This window comes from Micromonospora sp. WMMD1082 (assembly GCF_029626175.1).
Taxonomy (GTDB): domain Bacteria; phylum Actinomycetota; class Actinomycetes; order Mycobacteriales; family Micromonosporaceae; genus Micromonospora.
Genome location: NZ_JARUBM010000002.1, coordinates 3,142,640 through 3,165,341 on the forward strand (window position 1 = coordinate 3,142,640; position 22,702 = coordinate 3,165,341).

Here is a 22,702-nt window from a genome sequence, read left to right on the forward strand (position 1 = left end):
GCACGAGGTGAACCGGCCCGCACCGTCTCCGAGAGGAGCGCGTCCTCCCTTGTGGGTGGGTGCGGTCATCGATGAGGTGTCAGCGCATCTGATGGCGCGGCACCCGGGGCGGCACGGAGAAGGCCACCCGTGCTCGACGGCGGGCGGGACCGGGGTGACCGTTGTTGGTCGATCTCCTTGGTCCCGCACCCTCCAATCGGCGCTTGTCAGACGTGACGAACACTCGGCGATCTGGCAGCGCTCTGACAGGCGTCTCGCGACGTCTGACAGGCGGGGCCGCTACGGCTGTTCTTTCTCAGCTGACCTGCTGTTTTCTCAGTCGAGGTGATCCGACTGGGAGGTTTGCTCAGTCGAGGTGATCCCGCTGCCTGTGGAGGGGTGCCGTCAGGCGGTTTCTGACAGTGCCGACGTTCGTCTGTCAGGTCTGCGAGCGGTGCCGCAGGTTCCGTCGCCGCTGTCGGCGTCGTCGCCGCGGACGATGTCATGATCGAGTTCGTCGGCGTGGACGGTGTGGTGCGCGGTGAGCCGCTGGCGCGGTGCGGCGGGGTGCGGTGTGAGGGCGTCACGCCGGCGCGAGGGTTTCCGATGTTCAAGGGGCAGCGGTGGGAGCGGCAGGTGTCGGAGGTCATCCACGGCTCGGCGCCGGACGCTGCGGCCGGCGCGGTGGCCAGGCATGGCTTTGACCCCGGCGGTCACGATGGTGACCGGCGCGGGGCAGGTCAAGGCCGCAGAACTGCGGGCAGCCGGACACGCGGCGACGGTGCCGACCTTCACGCGGCGCTACGAGGTCGGCGGGGCAGCAGCCGCTGGTCGACCAGCGGCTGCTGCGGCGGCCGTCGAGGTTCGGTCGGACCGACACGCCGGTCGTGGAGGCGGTACGAGCGGCGGTCACGGGGGCCACCGACGACTCGACCCGCACCGGCGGTGACGTGTGGGGGCGGCCGCGGCAGATCCTCGAGCAACGCCACCACGGCCTGGTGGCGATACCGTCGCCGGCGACGTCGTATCGGCTGGTGGACAAGCTGGCCGTCGGGCTGCACACGACGGATTCGGCCCGGCCCGGACCGTCCGCTTGGCGGCGGCCCCGTCGGCGCCGTTGTCCCGGCCTCGGGGTGTTCGCCCCAGGTGAGCTGATGGAGATGGACTCCACACCACTGGCCGTGCTGCTCGACGACGGCACGACCAGGCCGGTGGAGGCGACCGGGGTGCTCGACATCGCCATCCGAACGGTGACCGCGGCGGTGCTGCGCCCGGGCGCGAGGCCGTGTGAGTCGAGTGCATGTCCCTCGGTGGCGGGGTGTCACCTGGCGGTGCGGCTACCCGAGGTCGGTGCCTCGTGATGTGTTGGCTGCGCTGCGGTGGCATGAGCGGCGGGCGTGTGCCGGCTTCACGGTGGACATGGCGATGGGCCTGGGGCAGCGGTGCCGCGCCCAGGCCCACCGGCAGTGGAGTCGGGGGTGCCTCAGCCGTCGACCGCCGTCGCGGGTGACGGGGCGCTGCGCCGGGGCGCTTTGCCGGCGCGGATGCTCGCGCTCCGCTTGGCCTTCGTTGCCGCCTGGTCGGTGTGGGTGAGGGCGCTGAGGGTGCCCTCGGTGACGGCCCGCGCGAGGTCGGCGTCGGCGCGGGCGAGCCGCATCCGCAGCGCGTCGGTGCTGATGCCGAGGCGGGTAGCGATGGGTTCCGGGGCGCGGCGGCCGAGCCGGACCTCGATCCACGGCTGCATGTCGACCTCGTTGATGACGTTCAGGGTGACGGCCCGGTGGACGAGCAGGTCGGGGTGGCCGTAGGGCACCATCGGGGCGAGGGAGCCGGCGACAGCGTGTTCGATGTCGTCGATCGGCACCGCTTGCTCGCTGTCCAGGCGCAGTCGCCGTCCAGCGCGCCACGCGGCCATGGTCAACGACGCGTACAGCGCTGGCCGGGTCAGGTCGGCGTGATCGCGCACCGCTTCCAGGAATCCGGTGAGGATCTCGTTGTCGATGTCGGTCGAGTCGCCTCGGTAGCCGGCGGAGTGATGTGCGGCGATGCGGACGAGAGCGGGCATCGCCATGCCGACCGCGGCGATCGTCCACTCCTTGCCGTACAGCCGCGCCCGCAGCACGAGCTCCTGCCATACCGCGTCCCGGCCGGCGTAGGCGCGCGGGTGGTGCAGCAGCCAGTCGCGCAGTGCGGGCAGTGCGACGGTGCCGGCGGGCAGGCCGAGGTCGGCGCTGCGGGACAGGCTGTCGCAGTCGAGCGCCAGCGGCGCCGGGTCGCGGGTCAGCGCGACGAACGCCGTGTCGGCGGCGTGGAGGTGAGAAGCGGGCCAGTCCGGGATGCCGGATGCGGACATGTCGGAGACTCCCAACGGTGTGGACAAACGGGATGCCGCCGACCAGCAGCGGCAGGTGCGTGCCGGCAGTAGGCCACCGATGTCTGTCACGGGCCTGACAGTGCAGGTCACCGCCGCGCCCGCGCGGGCTCGCTCGACCGCGCCGGCCCTGGACGGTGTCCGGCGAGCGGTCGGCCGGATCTGACAGGGGTGTCACGCTGTCAGATCCGGCCAGCCACGTCGGCGTCGGCGACTTCCCCGCGCAGTGACATCTGACCGGACCGGAGCGCCCGGGCGTCACGGCCCGGCCGGGCGGATGGCGTTGACGCGCGCACCGTGCCACAGGTGTGCCGCCTGCGTCAGCAGCGGCAGACACGACCAGCACCAGCGGGGTGCGTCGGTGACATCGGTCGCGGCCGGCGACCACCGGCCGCGAGGAATGTCGATGACCGGAGCCGCCGCCGTACCGACCGCTGACAGGTGAGTGTCATCGATCGCGGCTCCACCACCTGCAGCCGGCGCCAAGAAGTCGGTCGAGGCCGCGACGCCGGGCGAACCGGCCGGGTCGCGCCGGCCGGCCGCGCCAGCGGAGCACGGACGCGCGTCGTCACGGCCGCCTGGACGCGGCCGTTGCCGCATCCGGACACGTTGGCGTCACCGATGACAGCGGCGACAATGACATCGACACGAATCGTCTGTCACTCGCCGGCTATGTCAACGACCGTTGTCGATGACATTCGCGGGTCCGGCGTGGACAGCGGGTTACTGCATCTGTCCATGGTCGGGGTGGCGGTGTCAACAGCCCGCGGGCGACCCGACCGGCGGTGTCAGAACGGCACCGGGCGGACGCGACAGGAGCCGTGGGCGCGGCGGATGGTGTGAGTTTCTGTCAGCGCCGAGGGCGAGCCGGGGCGGCCGGGCCGGGACCGGAGGACCCGCGGGGACGCGCGGCTGTCAGACGATCCCGCCGCCGTGTCAGATCGTGAAGTGTTCGCCACGGCTGACAACCGCCGATTGGTAGACGTCAGCGCATCACGGCGCGGCGCGGAGCCGACACCACATGAGCGAGCACTCCATGCCGCAGTCCGCCCACCCGGGCGGCATCCCCCCCATCCCTGCGATCGATCTGGTCTCCGGCGACCCGCCGGTGCCGATCTCCGTCTGGCGCACCGCCCGCACCGGCGGCGACGCCGACCGTGGCGTCGGCGTCCGGCTGGCCTACCGGCTGGTGTCCGCCTACAGCCGACCCGGTGAGGTCGTCGTCGACCTCACCGCCGGCCACCGTGTGGCCACCGCCTGCGCGGAGGGCGGACGCCGGCACCACCCGGCGTGGTTCACCGACACCCCGAGCATGATCATCGGCGCGGCCAGCCCACCGGCCGAACCCACGGCCGATGATGCCGACGACAGCGAGGACGACCTGCCGGACCCCGGCGCCTGGTTCGGCGACGACCTCACCGACCCGGATCTGCCCCCGGCCGGCGGCGCCGCGGCCGACCCGCCGGCCGATGCGCCGCTGCCGGGTGGGACCAGCCTCGTGGTCGCCGACTGGCCTCTCGACGACGCCGAGGCCACCAACCGGGTCCGCCTGGCCTGGCTGCTGTCCGCGTGCGCGACGCTGCTGCGCCCGGGCGGCTGCCTGGTCCTCGTGGTCACCGCCCCGACCGGCGTCACCCCGGAGGACTTCACCCCGGTCGTGCGGGCCGCCGCCGGCATCGGGCTGGGCTACCTGCAGCACATCGTCGCGGTCAGCGCCGGCACCGACGGCGACACGTTCGTGTACCACATCACCGACGAGGAACTGCTCACCCTCGCCCAGCAAGCCAACGACCAGCAGTGGGCGGTAGCGCACCTGCGCGTGCACGCGGACCTGCTGGTGTTCTCCCAGCGGCAGACACCGCACCCGCGGCAGGGGCGACGTCGGACGGGCGGTCGCCGTGACTGACCACATCCCGCCGCCCACCGCAGAGCACGGATCGACCGGCGCGGGAGGCGACCCCTCTGGCCACCGGCCTGGCACCGGCGAGAGCCGGCGCCGCGGCGACACCGGCCGGCACCGCGCCGCGGGCGGGCCCGAGAGCCTGTCGGTGTGGGCGACGGCGCAGCGCACCGGGCCGGTCCAGCGCCGCGGCCGGTACGTGCCGGAGTCGGTCAAGCACCCGGCCCGGATGCTGCCGGCGATCGCCGCCCACGCGGTCCACGCCTACACCCGGCCCGGCGATCTCGTCCTGGACCCGATGTGCGGCATCGGCACCACCCTCGTCGAGGCCGTGCACGCCGGTCGCGATGCCATCGGCGTGGAGTACGAGCCGCGATGGTCCAACATCGCCGACGCCAACATCGCCCACGCCCACGCCCAGGGGGCGACCGGACGGGCGTCGGTGGTCCGCGGGGACGCGACCCAGCTACGGTCCCTGCTGCCGGCCGCCCTGGCCGGGCGGTGCGCCCTCGTGGTCACGTCACCGCCATACGGGCCGACGGTGCACGGCTTGGTACGGCCCGGCGCCGACGGGGTGGCGAAGAGCCACAACGCCTACAGCGACGGCAGCGATCGGGGAAACCTCGCCTACCGGGACCTCACCGGTCTCGCCGACGGGTTCGAGCACATCCTGTCCGGCTGCGCTGTGCTGCTACGCCCCGGCGGCACCGTGGTGGTCACCGCTCGCCCGTGGCGCAAGAACGGCCAGCTGGTCGACCTGCCCTCGGCGGTGATCGCCGCCGGAACGCGCGCCGGCCTGGTGCCGACCGAACGGTGCGTCGCGCTGCTGGCCGCCGTCCGCGACGGGCGCCTGGTCGCCCGGCCGTCGTTCTTTCAGCTCCAGCAGGTCCGCCGCGCCCGAAACACCGGCACGCCGATGCACCTGATCACCCACGAGGACGTGCTGATCTTCCAACGACCGCACACCCCGCGGGATCCGGGGACCACGACCGGCGGCGGGGTGGTCGGATGAGCGCACCCACCGCCAGGTACCTGAGCCTCGGGGCGGGCGTGCAGAGCTCCACCGTCCTGCTGCTGGCCGCCCAGGGCCGGATTCCGACGTTCGACGCGGCCGTCTTCGCCGACACCGGCTGGGAGCCGGACGCCGTGTACCGGCATCTGGACCGGCTGGCCACCATCGCCGATCGGGCCGGGATACCGCTCGTGCGCGTCAGCGCCGGCAACATCCGGGCTGACGCGCTCGATCCGGCGCACCGCTTCGCCTCCATGCCCCTGTTCACCCTCGGCCCGGCCGGCGAACGCGGAATGGCCAGGAGGCAGTGCACCGGCGAGTACAAGATCAAACCCATCAAGGCGGAGGTACGGCGCCGGCTCGGCTACCCCCACCCACGACGGGTACCCGCCGGCGTGGTCGCCGAGATGGCCATCGGTATCTCCGTCGACGAGATCCATCGGGCCCGCGACGCCGACGTGGCCTACATGCGCAACACGTTCCCGCTGCTCAACCTCGGGTGGCGGCGCGGCGACTGCATCGCCTACCTGGCCGAGCACGGCCTCGGCGCGACCCCCCGCAGCGCCTGCGTGGGATGCCCCTACCACACCGACGCCGAATGGGCCCGGCTGCGCAGCGACAGCCCGACGCAGTGGGCCGACGCCGTCGCGTTCGACCACGCGATCCGGCATGGCTCCGCCCGGGCCAACGCCGCCGGGCAGCCGCTACGTGGCCAGTTCTTCGTGCACCGGCAACGCATCCCGCTCGATGAGGTGCGGCTGCGCCCCCGACCGGCCGACGCGCACACCCCGGGCTGCGGGCCGTGGACCTGCCCCCACCCCGAGGTGGAACCCCACGCCCAACCTGCCGTTTCGGGATCGCCGATGCGGGAGGTGGCGTGAGTGCCCTTCCCGCCCCGCCGGCCGGGCCCCGCATCGGATCCCTGTGCAGCGGATACGGCGGCCTCGACCTGGCCGTCGAGATGGTGCTCGGCGGCCAGCTCGCCTGGTACGCCGAAACCGACCGCCACGCCCGCACCGTCCTCACCCACCGCTGGCCCGCTGTGCCGAACCTCGGCGACATCCGCGCCGTGGACTGGACCGGCGTCGAGCCGGTCGACATCCTCACCGCCGGCTTTCCCTGCCAGGACATCTCCAACGCCGGCAGAAGAGCCGGTATCACCGGGGCGCACTCCAGCGTCTGGACCCACGTCGCGGCAGCTGTTCGCGATCTTCGACCGCCGCTCGTGTTCGTGGAGAACGTCGCCGCACTCCTGCGCCGGGGCCTCGACGTCGTCCACGCCGACCTGGCCGCGCTCGGGTACGACACGAGCTGGCTATGCCTACGCGCATCCGACATCGGCGCCGCCCACCGACGCGACCGCCTGTTCTTGCTGGCCACCCCTGCTGGGCGAGGGGGTGCGGACGTTGCCGACACCGTGTGCCCGTGACGGCAAGGGCCCCGGCCACCAGTACGGGCTGCCCGACCTTGTCGAACCCGCCGGCAGCCGCCACCACCTGCTGCCCACACCCACCGCCCAGCAGTACGGATCCAACCGCTCCCCGTCGGCGGGTGCGACCCGTCGGCCGGGCCTGGCCGGCATCGCCGGGCAGCTGCTGCCCACGCCGACCGCCGCGACAGGTACCGGCTACATGAGCGGGACCCGCCGCGACACGTGGCGCCCGACCCTCGCATCCGCCGTCCGCGGCTACCGACCGCACCCGGGCGGGAAACCGTCGGATCCCCAGGCGCCGCTGCCCACCCCGACCGCCGCCGACAGCCGTTCGTCGGCCAACCTCACCGCAGGCCGAAGCCACCCGGCCGACCACCCGGGACGGACGTTGACCGACGCGACCCGGCTGCTGCCCACCCCAAGGGCCAGTGACACCGGCACGCCGGGCCGGCGTGCCGGCACCGGGTTCCGCCCGCCACTATGGCAGGTGCTGCTACCCACCCCACGGGCCACCGACGGCACGAAGGGGGGCCCGGGGCAACGCGGCTCGCACGGGGACCTCACCCTGGCCTCGGCGGCGGTGCGGGTACCCGCCCGCACCCTGCCCACCCCCCGCGCGTCCGACGCGCGGGGTCCCGGCCGACACGGCGACGGCGGCACGGACCTGCGCACCACCGTCGCCGGCCTGGCCGAGGACCTCGCCGGGCTCGACGAGCAGCGGTGGGGCGTCTACGCCGCGGCCATCGCCCGCTGGGAGCTGCTGCTCGGCCGGCCCGCACCGGAGCCGACCCAGACCGGCACGCACGGCAAGCCCGTGCTCGCGCCGCCGTTCGTCGAGTGGCTGATGGGCCTCGACGCGCACTGGGTGACCGACACCGCGCTGGGTCTGCCGCGCACCGCCGCGCTGCGGGTCCTCGGCAACGGCGTCGTCCCGCAGCAGGCCGCCGCCGCGCTGCGGCTGCTGCTGTGTCCGCGCCGGTGGGAGGTGCCGGCATGACCGAGCACCTCGACGACCCGCTATCCGGCTACGAATACCGCCGGGCCGGACCGGTCGCCCTGTATCTCGGCGACGCCACCCGGGTGCTGTCCGCGATGCCCGACGCCAGCGTCCACGCGGTCGTCACCTCACCGCCCTACTGGGGGTTGCGCGACTACGGCACCGGCCGGTGGACAGGCGGCAACCCCGGCTGCCCGCACCGGATCCCGAAAGCCGCCCGGGTCGACGGCGCGGTGTGCCCACCATGCGGCGCCGGGTGGAGCGACCCGCAGTACGGGCTGGAGCCCACCGTGCACGACTACGTGGCCCGCCTGGTGGCAGTCTTCGACCAGATCCGGCGGGTGCTCGACCCGGCGGGCACGTGCTGGCTCAACCTCGGCGACGGCTACAGCTCCGCCGCCGGCGGAGCCCCGGCCAGCGGCCGGCGACAAGCCGACGGCGCACGCGCCACCCGGCCCCGCGCCCAAGACCTCGTCGCGCCGAAGAACCTGCTCGGCGTGCCGTGGCGGGTCGCGTTCGCGTTGCAGTCCTCCGGCTGGTTCCTGCGCAACGCGGTCATCTGGGCCAAACCGAATCCGATGCCAGAATCGGTGCGCGACAGGCTGTCCTCGACGTACGAGACCCTGTTCCTGCTGACCAGATCCCCGCAGTACCACTTCGACCTCGATCCGATTCGGCTGCCGCTCAAGCAGCCCGAGGCCGCCGACGGCAGCCGGGTGTTCGGCGGTGCCCGCAAGGGCACCGCCGGCGGGATCAACGCCACCGCCCGGCGTCGGGGAGGCCGCTACGGCGGCAAGCACACCGCCGACACGAGCGTGGCGCCAGGGGCCGGCCGAGGCAACCTCGTGCCGCTCGGGCGTGCCCACACCGCCGCCCATCCCCGAGGACGCAATCCGGGCGATGTGTGGCGCATCGCGACCCGCCCGTACCGGGGCGCGCACGTCGCGCCGTTCCCGGTCGACCTGCCACTGCGGGCCGTCGCCGCCGGCTGTCCGCCCGCTGGCCTGGTGCTCGACCCGTTCTGCGGGGCCGGCACCACCGGACTGGCGGCGCTGCAGCTTGGACGCCGCTTCGCCGGCATCGACATCAGCGCCCCGTTCCTCGACGAGACGCTGACCCGGCTCACCCCCCACCTGCCCAACCCAGGGCCGGTGGCGAGATGAGCCTGCGGACCGTGCCGGTGTCGTTCAAACAGGCCGGGCAGTTCGTGGTCGACTGGCACCGCCACCACCGGCCACCGCGCGGACACAAGTTCTCCATCGGCGTGGCCGACGGAGACATCCTCGTCGGAGTGGCCATCGTCGGCCGGCCGATCGCCCGGCACCTCGACGACGGCCACACGCTCGAGGTCACCCGGGTCGCCACCGACGGGCACCGCAACGCCTGCTCCCTGCTGTACGCGGCGGCGTGGCAGGCCGGCAAAGCCCTCGGCTACCGCCGCATGGTCACCTACACCCAGCAGGGCGAGTCCGGCGCCAGCCTGCGGGCGGTCGGGTGGCGCGTGGTCGCCGCCCGGCCACCCGCACCCGGCTGGTCCAGACCCAGCCGGCCCCGGCACGACGACGGCACCGCGCACACCGCCCGGCTGCGGTGGGAGCCAGACACGTAAACCCCATCCGTCCGCCGCCGGATGCCGCGCCACGACACCACCAGAAAAGATGACGTTTCATACTTGCCGTGGGGAAGCCCCGCCGTCGAGGCGGGGCTTCCCGTCAGCTCGCCCGAGACGCACAGCCAGATCAGCGACCTCGACCCGGCAGCGGCGCGCACTGACCGCCACGCACGGCGCCTAGCGCCACCGTGAGCTGCACTAACTCGTCCGCGCCAGCGGGTTCGGCCCCGGCGACACGGACACGATCCGCGTCACGTTCACCCAGCACACGCCGGCGCCGCCGTCCTCCGCGCCCGACCCCGCTGAACGTCCGCCGCAAGGGCGGCTCGCGCTGGCAGATTGGTGGGAATGACAGCTATAGGCCCTGCCTCAAGGCAAGGGCTGTACATGCAAAACCCCGGCGGCATGCCTTTGCAGGCAGAGGCGGACCGGGGTCTACGCCGAAACTATAGCATGCATTGGCAACGAGAGACCAGCGGGCGGGCGGCGGAACTGACGGTGCTTGAGCGGCGCCTCTTCGAGGTCATATCTCGCCCACGGCGAAGGCCTGGTGACCCACACGCGGCTCTGGATCAGCTCACGGTGCTCGCACGACCAGATCAGCGATCTCGACCCGGCAGCGGCGCGCACTGACCGCCACGCACCGCGCCTGGCGCGACGGTGTCCGCCGTGAGCTGTACTAACTCGTCTGCGCCAGCGGGTTCGGCCCGGGCGACACGGACACGATCCGCGTCACGTTCACCCAGCACACGCCTGCGCCGCCGTCCTCCCATGCCCAACCCCGCTGGTGGTGCCCAACCTCGGCGCGTCCGCGCCGCATCCGGCGACTGCCCGACCAGGTTCAGCGACGAGAAGGCGGCCAGCGAGCACAGCAATCCTGAGCCGCCATCCACACCCGAGACCACGCCACACGGACCCGCCGCACCTGCGGCGGGTCCTCCTCTTTCAGAAGACGAGGCATCCCCATGGCCCGCTCCACCCGACGACCGACGCAACCCACCACGCCGGCCGACCACCACCCGGCCGGAACCCACCACCGCACCTCGCCACCTCTACCCCGGCAGGCGCAGGCCCACCGCGTCCGCCACCGCCGGCCAACCCGGCCGGTCCGTCACCGGCACCGTGGTGCGGCGATGGTGGCCTTCGCCGGTGGCGTCATGACCGCGAACTGGCTCACCTCCACCTACGAACTCGTCCCGGTCGGCTTCGGCATGACCGCCGCCGCCGGCACCGCCGCCGCTGGGTACACGCTGCTGGCCCGGGACTGGGTCCATGAGGTGGTCGGCCGCCGTGCCGTGCTGGCCTGTATCGCCGCTGGGGCGGTGCTCAGCGCCGTCCTCGCCGCACCCGCGCTCGCCCTCGCCTCCGCCGCCGCGTTCGCGGTGTCGGAACTGGCCGATCTGCTGGTGTACCAGCCGTTGCGCCGCCGCGGGTTCCTGCTGGCGGTGCTGGCCTCCAACGCCGTTGGTGCGCCGCTGGACACGGTGGTGTTCCTCACCCTGGCCGGCTTCCCGGTCTGGTCGGCGCTGCCCGGCCAGATGTGGGTCAAGGCCTGGGTCACCCTTATCCCCGTCGCCGCCGTGCTGGCCGCCCATGCGCTACTACGCCACCGCCTCCGGCCCGATCGTCCGTGACGTGATGCGCGCCGGCCGGCTCGGCATGATCGCCACCCCGGCATCCGGCAACAGGGTGATCGAGGGCGTGGACTGGTGCGCCGACAACGGCTGCTTCACACCAGGCCGCTACCCCGGCGACGAGAAGTATCTGGCGTGGCTGGCCCGCCACGCCGTGCACGCGGCGCGGTGCGCGTTCGCCGCCGCCCCCGATGTGGTCGGCGACGCCGCCGCTACGCTGGCCCGCTCGGTGCCGATGCTGCCCCGCATCCGCGCGGCCGGATTTCCTGCCGCACTCGTCGCGCAGGACGGTCTCGAACGCCTGCCGGTGCCCTGGGAGCTGACCGACGGGTTGTTCCTGGGCGGCACCACGCAATGGAAGCTGAGCTCGGCCGCCGCCGACCTGGCCGCCGAGGCCCGCGCACGCGATGTGACCGTCCACATGGGGCGTGTCAACTCGCTACGCCGGCTGCGGCACGCCGCCGCGATCGGCTGCAACTCGGTCGACGGCACCTACCTCATCTACGCGCCTCACCACAACCTGCCGCGCCTGCTGTCCTGGCTCGACGACGTCAACCAGCCTGCCGGCACCCAACCGCCCACGGGCAGACCCTGACCCCGCCCAACCCCGGCACCGGCTGCGCGGCAGCGCGCCGCGCCATGCGGTCGGCCTCGCTCCCCGCGCGGGGCCGGTGCTGATTCGCTCTCCGGCGCCGGCACGACCGGCCTAACGGCACGGCGACTTCGCCCGCGATACGCCGTCGACGCAGCGGCGCGGATCCAGACGAGCCCCTCACCCGCCTCGCCCTCCACCTGCCCGCCCCCGACGTCGGATACACAGGCGATGCTTCGCCTCGTCCCCGTCCCGTCGGCCAGGCGAGCGAACCCGGCGGTGGCTGGCGCCCCACCACCGGCCGCCCGCGGACACACCGTTCTCTCGCCGAACCGAACCACCCTGTCGCGGCCGCCGGCCGATACCGGTCTGGCCATGTCGTGGCCGGCCGGTCCGCCACCGGTCAACCGGTGAACGGGCCACCGCCCAGGCAGGCCATCGGCGTCCCTCCGCCCGACCGCCGCCGGGCAGCGCCACAGCGGCGCACCACCTCACCGCTACCCGATTCGGACCCTTCCGGCGACACCGTCGCCTTCCACCTGACCTGATCCCTGAAAGGACCACCCGCGCGATGAACACCCCAGCACACCACGACGAGCAGGCGCAGCCGGCACACCCTGCCAGCGACGTCCCACCAGACATCTGGACCGCCGAACGGATCCGCGCCCTCGGCCCGGTCACCGACCTGGCCACCACCGCCCGGATCTTCGGGCTGTCCCGTTCGCTCGCCTACGACCTGGCCAAACGCAACGAGTTCCCCATCCCGGTGCTGCGCTTCGGCAGCAACTACCGGGTGCCGGTCGCGGCGATCCTGCAGGCCCTACACCTGCTCACCGCCGCCGACCCCAAGCCTGCTGACGACGACTTGATCAGCGGCGGCAGTCATACGTCGATCAACCCACGCCGAATCCACAGGCTCCGCCTGGCACCCACGAAAACCGGAGGAACCACCTAACCATGTCGACACAATCCGTGTTCAAACGCTGCTCCTGCCGAGACCGAGACGGCCGCAAACTCGGCACACGATGCCCCAACCTTCGCCGACCCGGCGGAGCGTGGAACCCCACCCACGGCCGGTGGGCCTACCAACTCGAACTGCCCACCCACCCCGGCCAACGACGCCGGCAACTACGCCGCAGCACCTTCGACACCCGCGACGCGGCCACCGCCGAACGCGAGCACGCCAGGGCGCTGCTCGCCCTCGCCAGCGACGAGCCGACCGTCGCCGTCGAAATCGCCGACATGCTCCTCTCCGTACTCTCCGGCACCCCGCTACCGGACCGCGACACCATCGCCCGCCGCGTCCGCGCCGGGCTGCCCGCCACCGTCACCACCACGGTCGGCGAGTACCTGCGCTCCTGGCTGACGTCGCGACGCAACCTACAGAGCGTCCAACCCAGCACCCTGATCGCCAACGAGTCGCACATCGACGTACACCTGACCCCGCACCTCGGCGCCATCCCCCTGGTGAAACTACGGGTCGAGCACATCGAGGCCATGTTCACCGCCATCGCCGACCGCAACACCGCCATCGACATCGCCCGCCAAAGCGACGATCCCGCCATCCGCGCCAGCGTCCGGGGACTGCGCACCACCGGCCCGGCCACCATGCACCGCATCCGCGCCACGCTGCGCAAGGCGCTCAACGACGCCATCCGCCGCAGCAACAACCGGCTCATGGACTTCAACCCCGCAGCCCACATCAACCTACCCTCCGGGGTACGCCCCAAGGCCCGGGTGTGGACCGCCAAAGCGGTACAGCGCTGGCGCGACACCGGCGAGCGACCCAGCCCTGTCATGGTGTGGACGCCGCAGCAAGCCGGCGAGTTCCTCGACTACGCCGAGTACCACGACATCGTCCTGTACCCGCTGTTCACGCTGATCCTCCACCGAGCGCTGCGCCGCGGCGAGGCCGTCGGGCTACCCGACACCGCCGTCGACCTCGACAACCTCATCCTCAGCGTTACCCAGCAAATGGCCACCCACGGCTACACGCCCGTAATCAAGAACGTCAAGTCCGACTCAGGCAACCGCGTGATGGCCTTGGCCGAGCCCACCGGCGCCGTCCTGCGCGCCCACCACGCCCGCCGAGCCCGATGGAAACTGGCCTGCGGCGCCGCATGGCCGGACACCGGACTGTTCTTCGTCCAACCCGACGGACAGCCCTGGCACCCCAACACTGTCACCGACCGATTCGAAGCCCTCGTCCACGCCGCCGGACTCCCCCCGATCCGACTGCACGACCTGCGACACTGCGCCGCCACCTACCTCAAGGCGGCCGGCGCAGACCTCAAAGACATCCAGGAGCTACTCGGCCACTCCTCAGCTGCCATGACAGACGTCTATACCTCTGTCATCGTCGAACTCGACGTCGAACGCGCCAAAGCAGAAGCCGCCGCCAAACTCCTCCCCCGCCACCGACGCGGCCAGCGGCCGGCCGCGTGAGATATCACGCCCGAGCAGGTCGGGTCGGGTGGTTTCCGAGCAGCCACCCGACCTGCCTGCTGCCGCCAACCGAGGAACCTCACCGGGGTCCGCGCCTTGGAACTGCCCGCGGCTCTCGACCGCGAGGTACGACGCCAAGAGCCGATCATGCGGCTGGCCGAGAACGCGATCCGACCGGGCTTGGGTGACTACTCTTCGGAGTACGACGAGTGGCGCGAGCGATGGTGGAACGCGCGCAATGCGGCGTTGCAGGCCGCGGGGCTGTACCAATATGGCGAGGAAGCTCGCCGCCGGTTGCGGCCCGACGCACCAGACCTGGTCGCCGACCCGCGACTACGAAACCCGCCCCACCACCTCAGAGGCCATGATCCACTGGGCCGCCATCGCCGGCATGCTCGCCCGTCTCGCCCGAGGCGGACCCGCCACCCGCCAACAACGCCGCATCTTCAACACACCCGACTGACAGACATGCGAAACGCTCTCTAAAACAAATTCCCGTCATGAGAGCCTGTCGGGCGAGGTGACGCCGTCCACCCCTGCCGATGGGGTGGTCGCCGGGCCGCCCGGCGACTAGCCCTTACTCGATGACGTGCTGGGTTCACTACCTGGAGTTATCGTCGATGCGGCCAGGGGTCATGCCGGAATCTGGCCGGGTCGAGCGGGTAGAAGCGGGAATGGCCCTAGTTGACCAACGCTCGGAACTGTCGTACCCCGCTCCGATAATTGGAGGGCGGCTCGTACGTCCTTCCTGGCGGGCGGGTCAGTCAGAGACGTGGGGTGATGGCCGTGCCGCCGAAGCGGAGCAAGAGGGTGAGTTCGCAAACGTTGATCGGCGAGGGTGGGGTCTCGATGATCAGCCGTCGCGTCAACGAGATGGGCTTCCTGTATCACGACCGGCGGGTAGACCACGGCATCGATGGGGAGATCGAACTCGTCGCGGACGGCACCGCGCTCAACCAGGTCATCATGGTGCAGAGCAAGGCCAGCAACCGTCCCCACATCTTCGAGACGGCCGATAGTTTCCAATGGACGCCGAGGCCGGAGGACCTCGATTACTGGCTCGGCGGCAATGCGCCGGTAATCGTGGTGCTGTCCCGACCTTCTGAGGATCGGGCTTGGTGGATAGACATCCGGGCGGAGTTCAGCGACCCCCGGCGACGCACCGAGCGGACGGTGATTGTCAACAAGCACACCCAGGTCTTCGACAAGTCCGCCGCCTCGGCGATGTTGCGTATCGGCGTGCCCCGTGACTCTGGTCTCTTCCTACCTCCACCGCCGAAGAGGGAGCTGCTGACGTCGAACCTGCTGCCGGTCGAGGCCTTCCCGAAGCACATCTTCGTCGCGCCAGCAGTTGTTGACGACTACGGCGCAGCCTGGGATGTCGTTCGGAACACGCCGGGCGGGGCGGCGGCGTGGATCCTGCATGACAAGATGATCATCAGCTTCGGCGATCTACGCAGCCGCCCTCTTCGCCGGCTGTGTGATGGCGGGATTGAGCGAATTGACGCTGTCGAGTGGGCCGACAGCGACGACGACGATCGTCTGCACCAGTTCGGTGACCTGCTGCGTCGGACGCTCGTCAACGATCGCAGACGCGATGTGCAGTGGCACCAAGACCGCCATCACCTGCACTTTCGGGCAACTCACGATCTGGCTCCCCGTGTGGTCGGGCGAGGTAACGGCAGGCGGGGTCGTACCGTGTTCGGGCCGCACTACTCAAAGACCGAGCCGGAGCGGGTGAGCTACTACCACCACGCCGCTCTCAACCCACGATTCCGGCGGATCGACGGGCAGTGGCTCTGCCAACTCGGCGTCGACTACTGCTTTACCCACGATGGATGGAAGGAGTCTTCTTTCGCCGACGGGTTGCTCGCCGGCATCAAGCGGCTGGAGCGACACCCGTCGGTTCTCGGCTGGACTCGTATGTGGGAGGGCCATCTCCAGGGCGACCTACTGACTACCGGTTCCCTGCTCACCTTCGGCAGGCTGTTGACCTTCGAGGTGGACCGCGGCATCGACGATCACTGGTGGGGGCCGACACCCGGCACTGGCGCTGACGACGATTCCAGCGACGACCGTACCGACCTGAGGGAAGACGCGGCGCTACACCGGGCCGGGGTTGACCAGAATGACCTTCTATCGCTCCTGAATGAGATGGCCGAAGCCGCCGACCCGCAGGCTCAGGTGAAAAACCCGCGCTCGCCCCGCCGCGCGACGAAACGAGCGCCACATCCCCGAGGCCACGACAGCCGGAAGAGCAACTGATGCAGATAGATGTCCTTAGCGAACCCGAACTTGAGTTCGGCGGCGGGCAGCGCCACGTCGATCCCAGGTTCGGCATCTCTACCTACGGTCCGGCCGACCTTGGACTCGACGGCGCCCCAACCGCCATCCGGCTCGGCCTCGTCGGGCCCCGATACCACCTCGACGGGCTCCGCCGATGGATCGATCGCTGCCGGCAGCCGATCGATGCCAAGGACGCGAAGTACCCACACCTGTTTCCCGCATTTCCCGGCTGCGACACGGAGGTCGGCCTCTTCACCACCCTGACCTTCGCTGACCGCAACTGCCGTGAGGTCTCCCCGCGGGCGCTTGAGCAGGCAGCCAGCCTGCCAGGCGAACTCGCGGTCAAGGCCATGGTCGACGCCTACATGGACGAGCTGGAGGCCATTGCGGAGGACAACCGAGTCGACGTCATCGTGGTAGCCCGCCCCGACACCCTCGACGACGTGCACCTCGCTGCCGCGCCAAAGCCCGAGGATGATGACACCCGCCGCCGGCGTGGCCGGGCCACCACACGAGTCATCGCGAACTTCCACGACCTCCTCAAAGCCCGGGCACTACGCCTCGGCAAGCCCCTGCAAATCCTGCGTCGCAGCACCTGGGACGAGTCAGCACCGCCGCCCCCAAGGCGCAGTCGCCAGGACGAAGCCACCCGAGCCTGGAACCTGCACGTCGCGCTCTACTACAAGGCCGGCGGGGTGCCGTGGCGTCTGCGACGGACATCATCCGATCTACCCACCTGCTACGTAGGCATCTCCTTCTACCGCACCGCCTCCGCCGACGCCCTCGACACCGCAGTGGCACACATCTTCAACGAGCGCGGCGATGGCGTCATCGTCCGAGGCGGCACCGCACATGTCAGCCGTGACGACAAGCAGCCCTACCTTCTCGCCACCGACGCCAAGAACCTGTTGCTCAATGCACTCGCCGTCTACAAGCGGGAACACCGCACCCTTCCGGCCCGGGTAGCCATCCACAAGTCGTCCCGCTTTAACCCCGACGAGGTCGCCGGGTTCACCGCCGCAGCCGACGATCGAGAGCTGTACGCCCTCGACTTGATCTGGATCACCAACAGCGAGGACGCCCTACTGTTCCGCCCCGGGGCGGCGCCACCCCTGCGGGGAACCTTCATGACTCTCTCGGCATCGGAACACCTCGTCTACACCAAGGGCAGCGTCGACTTCTACTCCACCTACCCTGGGATGTACGTGCCCCGACCAGTCGGCCTCCGCCCGGCTCGACTCACGATCAGCCCACGTGAACTTGCAACCGAGGTCCTCGCCTTGAGCAAGATGAACTGGAACCAGTCCCAACTCGACGGCCGGTACCCCATCACCCTCCGCACCGCCGACCAGGTCAAGCAAATACTTCGGTTCTGCAGCCCGGCTGAGGAGATCGCGACACGCTACGCCCAATATATGTAACGTGCACGATTGCGACTTCTATGGTGCGCAAACGATTGTTACCCGAACAGCGTCGCCCCGATGAGTCAAGCGAGAGGAGAGCGATGTCGATGGCATCCCGCTCACCCGAACGGTCGCAGTCACTGCAACCGGAAGCGGGTACAGAAGATCGCAGCAAGGGACACCTTTACAAGGATCTGGTGAGGCGCTATACGTCCGGGGAGAGTATCCGCGCATTGGCTGCCTCGACCGGCAGATCGTATGGCTTCATCCACCGAGTGCTCATGGAGAGTGGAGTCGAGCTACGGCAGAGGGGAGCCGCACGGAGAAAGGCCGTGCGCCTATCCGCGGTAGTGGTTGCCGCGTCGGGGGTCGATATCCGCGCTCTGCGGCTCACCCTCGAAAGCGTGGGGGTGGCGGAGCAGACCCTCGTGCGGAGCCACTTAAGCGATGGGGTCCTCAAACATCGGCCGGACGCGGTCGTCGGCATCCTTGATCCGTCCAGCATGACCAGCCACGCTGGTCACGAGAGCGATTCGGAGTTCGTCAAGTCACAGAGGTTCACCAACGAAGACGTGATCCTTCGGCTAGGACGGTTCGTCGAGCGGGGGACCCCAGTTCTGATCGTGGCGCCTCCCCCTCTAACCGCGCCAACCCCTGTCGGCTCCCTTGTGGTCGCACCATGCCCAGTCGACGACTATGCCGCACTCGAACTCCACCTTTGGGCCTTCATTGCGACTCTGAATCGTCCACAACCCCGCACCAGGGGAAGCGTCGGCAGGCGAAAGTCGCCGGCAGGCCCTGTCTCGACCTCTGAAGAAGATCTCGCGCGATGGATCGAATCGGCGACCGAAGCCAGCAAAAACCGATTCGACGGCCTAGTCCTGCAGCTCCTGCGCGAGCAAGGTGTAGACCTAGTCGAAACGCCAGACCACATGAGGGGGGATCTTGGATACGATGCAGCATTCACCCTCGGCAACGGACTTCCAGACATCGTGCTGGTTGAGGTAAAGACTGGCGAGCTTGACCCCTATAAGCTGAATCATTTCGGTCGCCGTCTCCAGACGTCGGTGCTCAGCAGAAACGTTGGCCTTGGTCTACTCATATACCACGATGAATTAGGGCGACGCTTCAATATAGACTTTTCCTTCCCTCCAGTGCTCGCAATCGAAGTCAAGGACCTGCTTCACGAGCTGCGCGGCCATGATCTTAAGCGCGTAATCGCTAACCGACTCTCGGAATCTCCGGAGTGAGATCGACGTGGCCAACTACTCAAGGATCAAGATGGAGGGGTTCCTTGCCCGCTGCAACGACGTGAGCCTTACCAATACCCAGCGCGGCATGGCACTACAGCAGCTCTTCGAGTACCTCCTCAACAAAATTCCAGGGTTGATCTCGCGGCCAAACTCAATTGATCCCTTCCGCAGCGAGGAGATCGATATCGCAGTGGCCAACACACGCATGAATAACGGCTTAGCCTGCTTTCCTAATTTGTTTCTCGTCGAATGCAAGAACTGGGCGGCCCCGGTCGACGCACCAACGGTTGGCACTTTTATCGACAAGATGCGTAACCGTCGCGTAGAGTTGGGCATCCTAGTAGCGGCAAACGGAATCACAGGAGATCCTCGTTCCCTATCCGCAGCTCACCATAAGGTAGCGATGGCTCAAGGCGACGGGCTAAGGGTTCTCTTTGTGACGATCGATGACGTCTCCAAGCTCAGCCACAGCAAGGACCTTGCGGAACTCCTGGTTGATCGCCTCCTGCTCCTCATCGCATCGGGGACCTCACTCGGCAACTGAAAGGGAGTTCACCAAAGTAGGAGGGCCGCTAAGCAGCCAGGAAGCAAGCATCGCTAAGTGGACGCTGGCTAGGCCAGCAATCGTAGACGGCAGCCGGTGAGATCCCTGATGTCGGGGTACGGCTTGAAGTACAGAGCCAGGTACGCCAGAGGTACACAGGCGGGGTTGCCTGCCGCTTGGGCTACGGCCGTAGCCCAAGCTGCCTTCGGCCACTCACGCTGGGTTACCAGTCAAGGCGGGTCCCCGGCCGGATCACGGCATGTCCGTGCGTCGGGCCTGTCCCCGACAATGCGAACATCTTCGGCATGAGCGACGAACAAGAAGCTACGACGACAGACACCCACAGAGATCGACGCAAGGTCATCAATCTCGATGACATCAAGCACGTGCCCACCGGGAACCCGCTCGTCGACCGCGGCATGCAGATGACCCTTGATGAGATCGAGGCAGCTGAAGCTGATCCGGACCACCCCGACCATGAGGCGGACGCACCAATCCCGACCCGCCCCGCCTTCAGCAATAGAGGCTAGATCCCCATCCTTGTGGTTCGGGAATTGTCCGAGGCCGCCGTCTTGTGTGGCGACCTCGGCCCGCTGACCCGGCCCTGCTGACGGTCGAAGCGCGCAGCCCGGGCAGCGCTCGGGTAGGCGCTGATCCAGTCGGTCGTGTCCCGAGGAAGACCGGAGCGGTGTAGGTGCCGTCGCAGGTCAGGGGCGAAATGTCGTGGGCCGCCTGGGACTCGAACCCAGAACCTAAGGATTAAAAGTCCTCAGCTCTGCCAATTGAGCTAACGGCCCTCTGTGCTGTCAGGCTACCCGATCACCTGAACCCAGCTTGATGTCCACCCTCGGCGTCGCTCATCAGCTGACCCGAAGCGATACCAGCGGTTCCGGGACCGCCGGGACGATGAGCGCCTCGATGCCCGGTGTTGCCGCGCCACGCCCCCGGTGCCAGCTACGGCAGCCGAGCCAAGACCGAAGCGGCTAAGGCCATGGCGAACCTACGCAGAGACGACATCCGTGTGCAGCGGGTCGATGACCATTGGGTGTGCGCTGATCTGCCTGATTGGGTGTGCGCTGATCTGGCTGATTGGCTGGCCGACGCCGTGGCCGCGCGGAGCGAGACTGAGGGGCGCGGCGATGGGGGAGCCGATGCCGCTGCTGGATCGGGCGGCCGGACATTGCGGGGGTAGCCCCACTGCCGCCGGTGGAGCAGGCACTCGCACTGGCCGGCCTGATCGAGCCGGCGCAGGTGGAGCTGGCGCGGGAGCCGGGTGCGGGATTGGGGAGTCTTGCCCGTCCGGACCGAGGTGGTCTCGGCGTGCCTGGCCGTCCCCTTCGACCCCTCGCGCGGCAAGGCCGGGGTGACCTCGCTGACAAAGGTGCTCGCCAAGGAGTTGGCTCCCCGGGGTCACGGTCAACGCCATCGCCCCGGGCAACATCGACACGGAGATGACCCGCTCGGTTGGGAAGGAGTTTCTGGCGCAGGTCGTCGACCAGACGCCACGTGGCCGGCTGGGCATGCCCGAGGAGGTCGCCGATGCGGTGTCCTTCCTGGCATCGGCGGCCGGCGCGTTCATTGCCGGTCAGACTCTGGTCATCGACGGCGGTCACCGGCTGCGGTAGCGGGCTCCCGTAGGGAGGCACTCAACTCGGGGTCAATCCGGCGAGCAGGGCGTCGCACGACTCGATGCCCGTGCCTATACGCAGGTACTGCTCGCGGGCGGGCCGCAAGGTGGCTCAGCGCCATGCAGGGTCTTCCCGCTGGAGGTACGCGCGCGCGACCTCGTGGTGCAGTTGTGGTCCTCGCCGTACTTGCCGGGGCCGGAGCACGACAAAAGATCCCCCGACCTACAGGTCGGGGGATCTCATCGGAGGGCGGGGCAGGTCCCCAGACAGGAACGGTCGTCAGCCGTGAGGCTGAGATCGGCCCCTCAATGAAGGGCGGGACCGGAGTCCTGCAGGAGGCAGACTCCACCGTGAGTCGATGGCGCTGGCAAGGCCAGCCAGCGATCCGCCGACATCGCGGTCAGCGGGTCCGAGTCGGAGCGGATCTGGCCCACCGGCTCCTCGTATGGCGGATGGCTCATTCCGACGCTGACCACTCGCGGCGCATCAGATAGCCGGCCCGTAGACCATCTTGTCGATGGCCGCCTCGGCGTCCCGTTCGTCGCCGTACCGGACGGGCGCATCGGCGATCCGGGCTGCCACTGTCTCGGGGGTGTAGCCCTTGCCCTCCAGGAGAACGGCGTCTTCTGGGCCGACCTTGATGTCCAGCCACGCCCGAACGCGACTGGCGTCGGTGTCGCCGGCCCGGAGGTACCGCTCCCGGTAGGCGATGACTTCGTTCAACAGGCTCACGATGTCTTTCCCTCGGTCAGCTTTCCGGCCCTAAAGGACTGAGCTTGTTCGTCGCGGAGCCGGCTTCGACGTTCACCTGCACGCAGTCCGTCATCACGGCAGCCGCGCGACCTGGAGGTCAACGCCCGCTCCGCGCATCGTCGCCGCGTATTCCTCCAGCCATACGAGTGCGGCCCGACGCGGATCCTCCCCCTCCGGATACTCGTAGACCGTCCAGACCAGCGGCCCGTAGTACACGGTGTCGTCGTGCGCGCCCCGGCGCCACGCGCCGGCAGTCGTCGCGAGGTGAGGGTGGCGGTCGAGGATGCTCTGCACCTGCCCGATCGCCTGCTCACGGGTCAGACCGCCAGGACCGATCATCGGCCGGATCAGCGAGTCGGCAGGCTCGATGGTGACCTGCATGTGATTCCAGGGCATGGGGTTCTCCTCAGATGCAGTTGGCGCAGACGGGGCGGGTGGAGTCGATCATCGTGGCCGCACAACGCGGGCCAGCAAGAGTGCGGCGGGCGTGGTCGACGGCGTCTTCGGCGGGCGGCCTTAGACGTCTTGCCGTAGACGTCCAGCGTCGGCGCGTGCCAGGTCCAGCGGATCTTCTTGCCGCTGCAGCTCGGCCTCGCGATCAGGACGATCGTGGTGCCGTCGATGGCGGCGCGTAGGGCCGGTCATAGATCATCGTCCAGGTCGTCGAAGTCCCACGGGTCGCCGTCAAGGTACTCGTCTACGGTCATGCCCTGCGACTCCGCTCGATCGACCACCGAGTCCCAATAGGTGTAGGGCGGCTCGTCGGTGCCGGTCGCCGTCTCGGTCTCCGGGTCGTGCGGCACGATGTCGTCCCAGGCGTGAGGCTCGCCGTCTTCATCGATGTATACGTCGGTGCGCACT

The 22,702-nt window shown here is 69.6% G+C and carries 21 protein-coding genes, 1 tRNA gene and 2 pseudogenes; 19 read left to right on the forward strand and 5 right to left on the reverse strand.

The features are described 5' to 3' along the window. Positions 1-866: 866 nt before the first annotated feature. On the forward strand, positions 867-1,340 hold the full coding sequence (locus O7615_RS14435; RefSeq protein ID WP_278178060.1) for a hypothetical protein: 474 nt from the start codon (positions 867-869) through the stop codon (positions 1,338-1,340). A gap of 122 nt (positions 1,341-1,462) precedes the next feature. On the opposite strand, the gene O7615_RS14440 is transcribed toward O7615_RS14435, so the two are convergent. Further along, a complete protein-coding gene (locus O7615_RS14440) occupies positions 1,463-2,332 on the reverse strand; it encodes a hypothetical protein (protein WP_278178062.1) in 870 nt (289 codons plus the stop codon). 1,039 nt (positions 2,333-3,371) lie between these two features. On the opposite strand from O7615_RS14440, the gene O7615_RS14445 reads away from it, so the two are divergent. From O7615_RS14445 to O7615_RS14525, 17 genes and pseudogenes are all read left to right on the forward strand, one after another. Further along, positions 3,372-4,256, forward strand: a complete 885-nt coding sequence (locus O7615_RS14445; RefSeq protein ID WP_278178064.1) for a hypothetical protein — start codon at positions 3,372-3,374, stop codon at positions 4,254-4,256. After that, positions 4,249-5,262, forward strand: coding sequence for a DNA methyltransferase (locus O7615_RS14450; RefSeq protein WP_278178066.1), 1,014 nt, complete (start codon positions 4,249-4,251; stop codon positions 5,260-5,262). The genes O7615_RS14445 and O7615_RS14450 overlap by 8 nt, the downstream gene beginning before the upstream one ends. Further along, a complete protein-coding gene (locus tag O7615_RS14455) occupies positions 5,259-6,143 on the forward strand; it encodes a hypothetical protein (protein WP_278178068.1) in 885 nt (294 codons plus the stop codon). The genes O7615_RS14450 and O7615_RS14455 overlap by 4 nt, the downstream gene beginning before the upstream one ends. Beyond that, complete coding sequence (locus tag O7615_RS14460; RefSeq protein WP_278178070.1) at positions 6,140-6,691, forward strand: DNA cytosine methyltransferase; 552 nt, start codon at positions 6,140-6,142, stop codon at positions 6,689-6,691. Before O7615_RS14455 ends, O7615_RS14460 begins: the two co-directional genes overlap by 4 nt. Continuing rightward, complete coding sequence (locus tag O7615_RS14465; RefSeq protein ID WP_278178071.1) at positions 6,660-7,691, forward strand: hypothetical protein; 1,032 nt, start codon at positions 6,660-6,662, stop codon at positions 7,689-7,691. The genes O7615_RS14460 and O7615_RS14465 overlap by 32 nt, the downstream gene beginning before the upstream one ends. Beyond that, positions 7,688-8,854 (forward strand): site-specific DNA-methyltransferase, encoded by a 1,167-nt coding sequence (locus tag O7615_RS14470; protein WP_278178072.1) that lies wholly within the window; start codon positions 7,688-7,690, stop codon positions 8,852-8,854. Before O7615_RS14465 ends, O7615_RS14470 begins: the two co-directional genes overlap by 4 nt. After that, a complete protein-coding gene (locus tag O7615_RS14475; protein WP_278178074.1) occupies positions 8,851-9,300 on the forward strand; it encodes an XF1762 family protein in 450 nt (149 codons plus the stop codon). Before O7615_RS14470 ends, O7615_RS14475 begins: the two co-directional genes overlap by 4 nt. Before the next feature lie 968 nt (positions 9,301-10,268). Continuing rightward, positions 10,269-10,937 (forward strand): VUT family protein, encoded by a 669-nt coding sequence (locus O7615_RS14480; RefSeq protein WP_278178075.1) that lies wholly within the window; start codon positions 10,269-10,271, stop codon positions 10,935-10,937. Then, the gene (locus O7615_RS14485; RefSeq protein WP_278178076.1) at positions 10,897-11,532 is read left to right on the forward strand and encodes a hypothetical protein; all 636 of its coding nucleotides are present in this window, start codon (positions 10,897-10,899) and stop codon (positions 11,530-11,532) included. Before O7615_RS14480 ends, O7615_RS14485 begins: the two co-directional genes overlap by 41 nt. Before the next feature lie 568 nt (positions 11,533-12,100). Beyond that, entirely contained in the window at positions 12,101-12,484 is a 384-nt protein-coding gene (locus tag O7615_RS14490) for a DNA-binding protein (RefSeq protein WP_278178077.1), read from the forward strand. A 2-nt stretch (positions 12,485-12,486) separates the two neighbouring features. Then, positions 12,487-13,974 carry a site-specific integrase gene (locus O7615_RS14495; protein WP_278178078.1) on the forward strand — a complete coding sequence of 496 codons (1,488 nt, stop codon included), beginning with the start codon at positions 12,487-12,489 and terminating at the stop codon, positions 13,972-13,974. 271 nt (positions 13,975-14,245) lie between these two features. Next, positions 14,246-14,437: a hypothetical protein gene (locus tag O7615_RS14500; RefSeq protein ID WP_278178080.1), complete on the forward strand. Its 192-nt coding sequence runs from the start codon at positions 14,246-14,248 to the stop codon at positions 14,435-14,437. A gap of 386 nt (positions 14,438-14,823) precedes the next feature. Beyond that, positions 14,824-16,239, forward strand: coding sequence for a DUF4365 domain-containing protein (locus tag O7615_RS14505; RefSeq protein WP_278178081.1), 1,416 nt, complete (start codon positions 14,824-14,826; stop codon positions 16,237-16,239). Then, a complete protein-coding gene (locus O7615_RS14510; RefSeq protein WP_278178082.1) occupies positions 16,239-17,681 on the forward strand; it encodes a hypothetical protein in 1,443 nt (480 codons plus the stop codon). The genes O7615_RS14505 and O7615_RS14510 overlap by 1 nt, the downstream gene beginning before the upstream one ends. A gap of 89 nt (positions 17,682-17,770) precedes the next feature. Then, positions 17,771-17,992 (forward strand): annotated as a pseudogene (locus tag O7615_RS14515) (helix-turn-helix domain-containing protein); the annotation flags it as partial. Positions 17,993-18,920: 928 nt separating this feature from the next. After that, on the forward strand, positions 18,921-19,460 hold the full coding sequence (locus O7615_RS14520) for a restriction endonuclease (protein ID WP_278178083.1): 540 nt from the start codon (positions 18,921-18,923) through the stop codon (positions 19,458-19,460). A 305-nt stretch (positions 19,461-19,765) separates the two neighbouring features. Beyond that, complete coding sequence (locus tag O7615_RS14525) at positions 19,766-19,990, forward strand: hypothetical protein (RefSeq protein ID WP_278178084.1); 225 nt, start codon at positions 19,766-19,768, stop codon at positions 19,988-19,990. Positions 19,991-20,184: 194 nt separating this feature from the next. Here the strand turns inward: O7615_RS14525 and O7615_RS14530 are convergent. Next, a tRNA-Lys gene (locus tag O7615_RS14530) sits at positions 20,185-20,257 on the reverse strand. 618 nt (positions 20,258-20,875) lie between these two features. Here O7615_RS14530 and O7615_RS14535 point away from each other — a divergent pair. Then, a pseudogene (locus O7615_RS14535) lies at positions 20,876-21,085 on the forward strand (SDR family oxidoreductase); the annotation flags it as partial. Between the two features lie 489 nt (positions 21,086-21,574). Here the strand turns inward: O7615_RS14535 and O7615_RS14540 are convergent. The 3 genes from O7615_RS14540 to O7615_RS14550 form a co-directional block, all read right to left on the reverse strand. Beyond that, positions 21,575-21,820, reverse strand: a complete 246-nt coding sequence (locus O7615_RS14540; RefSeq protein ID WP_278178085.1) for a hypothetical protein — start codon at positions 21,818-21,820, stop codon at positions 21,575-21,577. Between the two features lie 93 nt (positions 21,821-21,913). After that, positions 21,914-22,237, reverse strand: coding sequence for a hypothetical protein (locus O7615_RS14545; RefSeq protein WP_278178086.1), 324 nt, complete (start codon positions 22,235-22,237; stop codon positions 21,914-21,916). 245 nt (positions 22,238-22,482) lie between these two features. Beyond that, on the reverse strand, positions 22,483-22,701 hold the full coding sequence (locus O7615_RS14550; protein WP_278178087.1) for a hypothetical protein: 219 nt from the start codon (positions 22,699-22,701) through the stop codon (positions 22,483-22,485). Between the last annotated feature and the right edge of the window lies 1 nt (position 22,702).

What these genes read in the sequence shown, in the direction of transcription:
- O7615_RS14445 (WP_278178064.1), top strand. Translation starts at nt 3,372, where the DNA reads ATGAGCGAGCACTCCATGCCGCAGTCCGCCCACCCGGGCGGCATCCCC.
- O7615_RS14490 (WP_278178077.1), top strand. Translation starts at nt 12,101, where the DNA reads ATGAACACCCCAGCACACCACGACGAGCAGGCGCAGCCGGCACACCCT.
- O7615_RS14525 (WP_278178084.1), top strand. Translation starts at nt 19,766, where the DNA reads ATGAGCGACGAACAAGAAGCTACGACGACAGACACCCACAGAGATCGA.
- O7615_RS14455 (WP_278178068.1), top strand. Translation starts at nt 5,259, where the DNA reads ATGAGCGCACCCACCGCCAGGTACCTGAGCCTCGGGGCGGGCGTGCAG.
- O7615_RS14545 (WP_278178086.1), bottom strand. Translation starts at nt 22,237, where the DNA reads ATGCCCTGGAATCACATGCAGGTCACCATCGAGCCTGCCGACTCGCTG.
- O7615_RS14505 (WP_278178081.1), top strand. Translation starts at nt 14,824, where the DNA reads ATGATCAGCCGTCGCGTCAACGAGATGGGCTTCCTGTATCACGACCGG.
- O7615_RS14495 (WP_278178078.1), top strand. Translation starts at nt 12,487, where the DNA reads ATGTCGACACAATCCGTGTTCAAACGCTGCTCCTGCCGAGACCGAGAC.
- O7615_RS14485 (WP_278178076.1), top strand. Translation starts at nt 10,897, where the DNA reads ATGCGCTACTACGCCACCGCCTCCGGCCCGATCGTCCGTGACGTGATG.
- O7615_RS14480 (WP_278178075.1), top strand. Translation starts at nt 10,269, where the DNA reads ATGGCCCGCTCCACCCGACGACCGACGCAACCCACCACGCCGGCCGAC.
- O7615_RS14500 (WP_278178080.1), top strand. Translation starts at nt 14,246, where the DNA reads ATGGCGAGGAAGCTCGCCGCCGGTTGCGGCCCGACGCACCAGACCTGG.
- O7615_RS14510 (WP_278178082.1), top strand. Translation starts at nt 16,239, where the DNA reads ATGCAGATAGATGTCCTTAGCGAACCCGAACTTGAGTTCGGCGGCGGG.
- O7615_RS14470 (WP_278178072.1), top strand. Translation starts at nt 7,688, where the DNA reads ATGACCGAGCACCTCGACGACCCGCTATCCGGCTACGAATACCGCCGG.
- O7615_RS14475 (WP_278178074.1), top strand. Translation starts at nt 8,851, where the DNA reads ATGAGCCTGCGGACCGTGCCGGTGTCGTTCAAACAGGCCGGGCAGTTC.
- O7615_RS14440 (WP_278178062.1), bottom strand. Translation starts at nt 2,332, where the DNA reads ATGTCCGCATCCGGCATCCCGGACTGGCCCGCTTCTCACCTCCACGCC.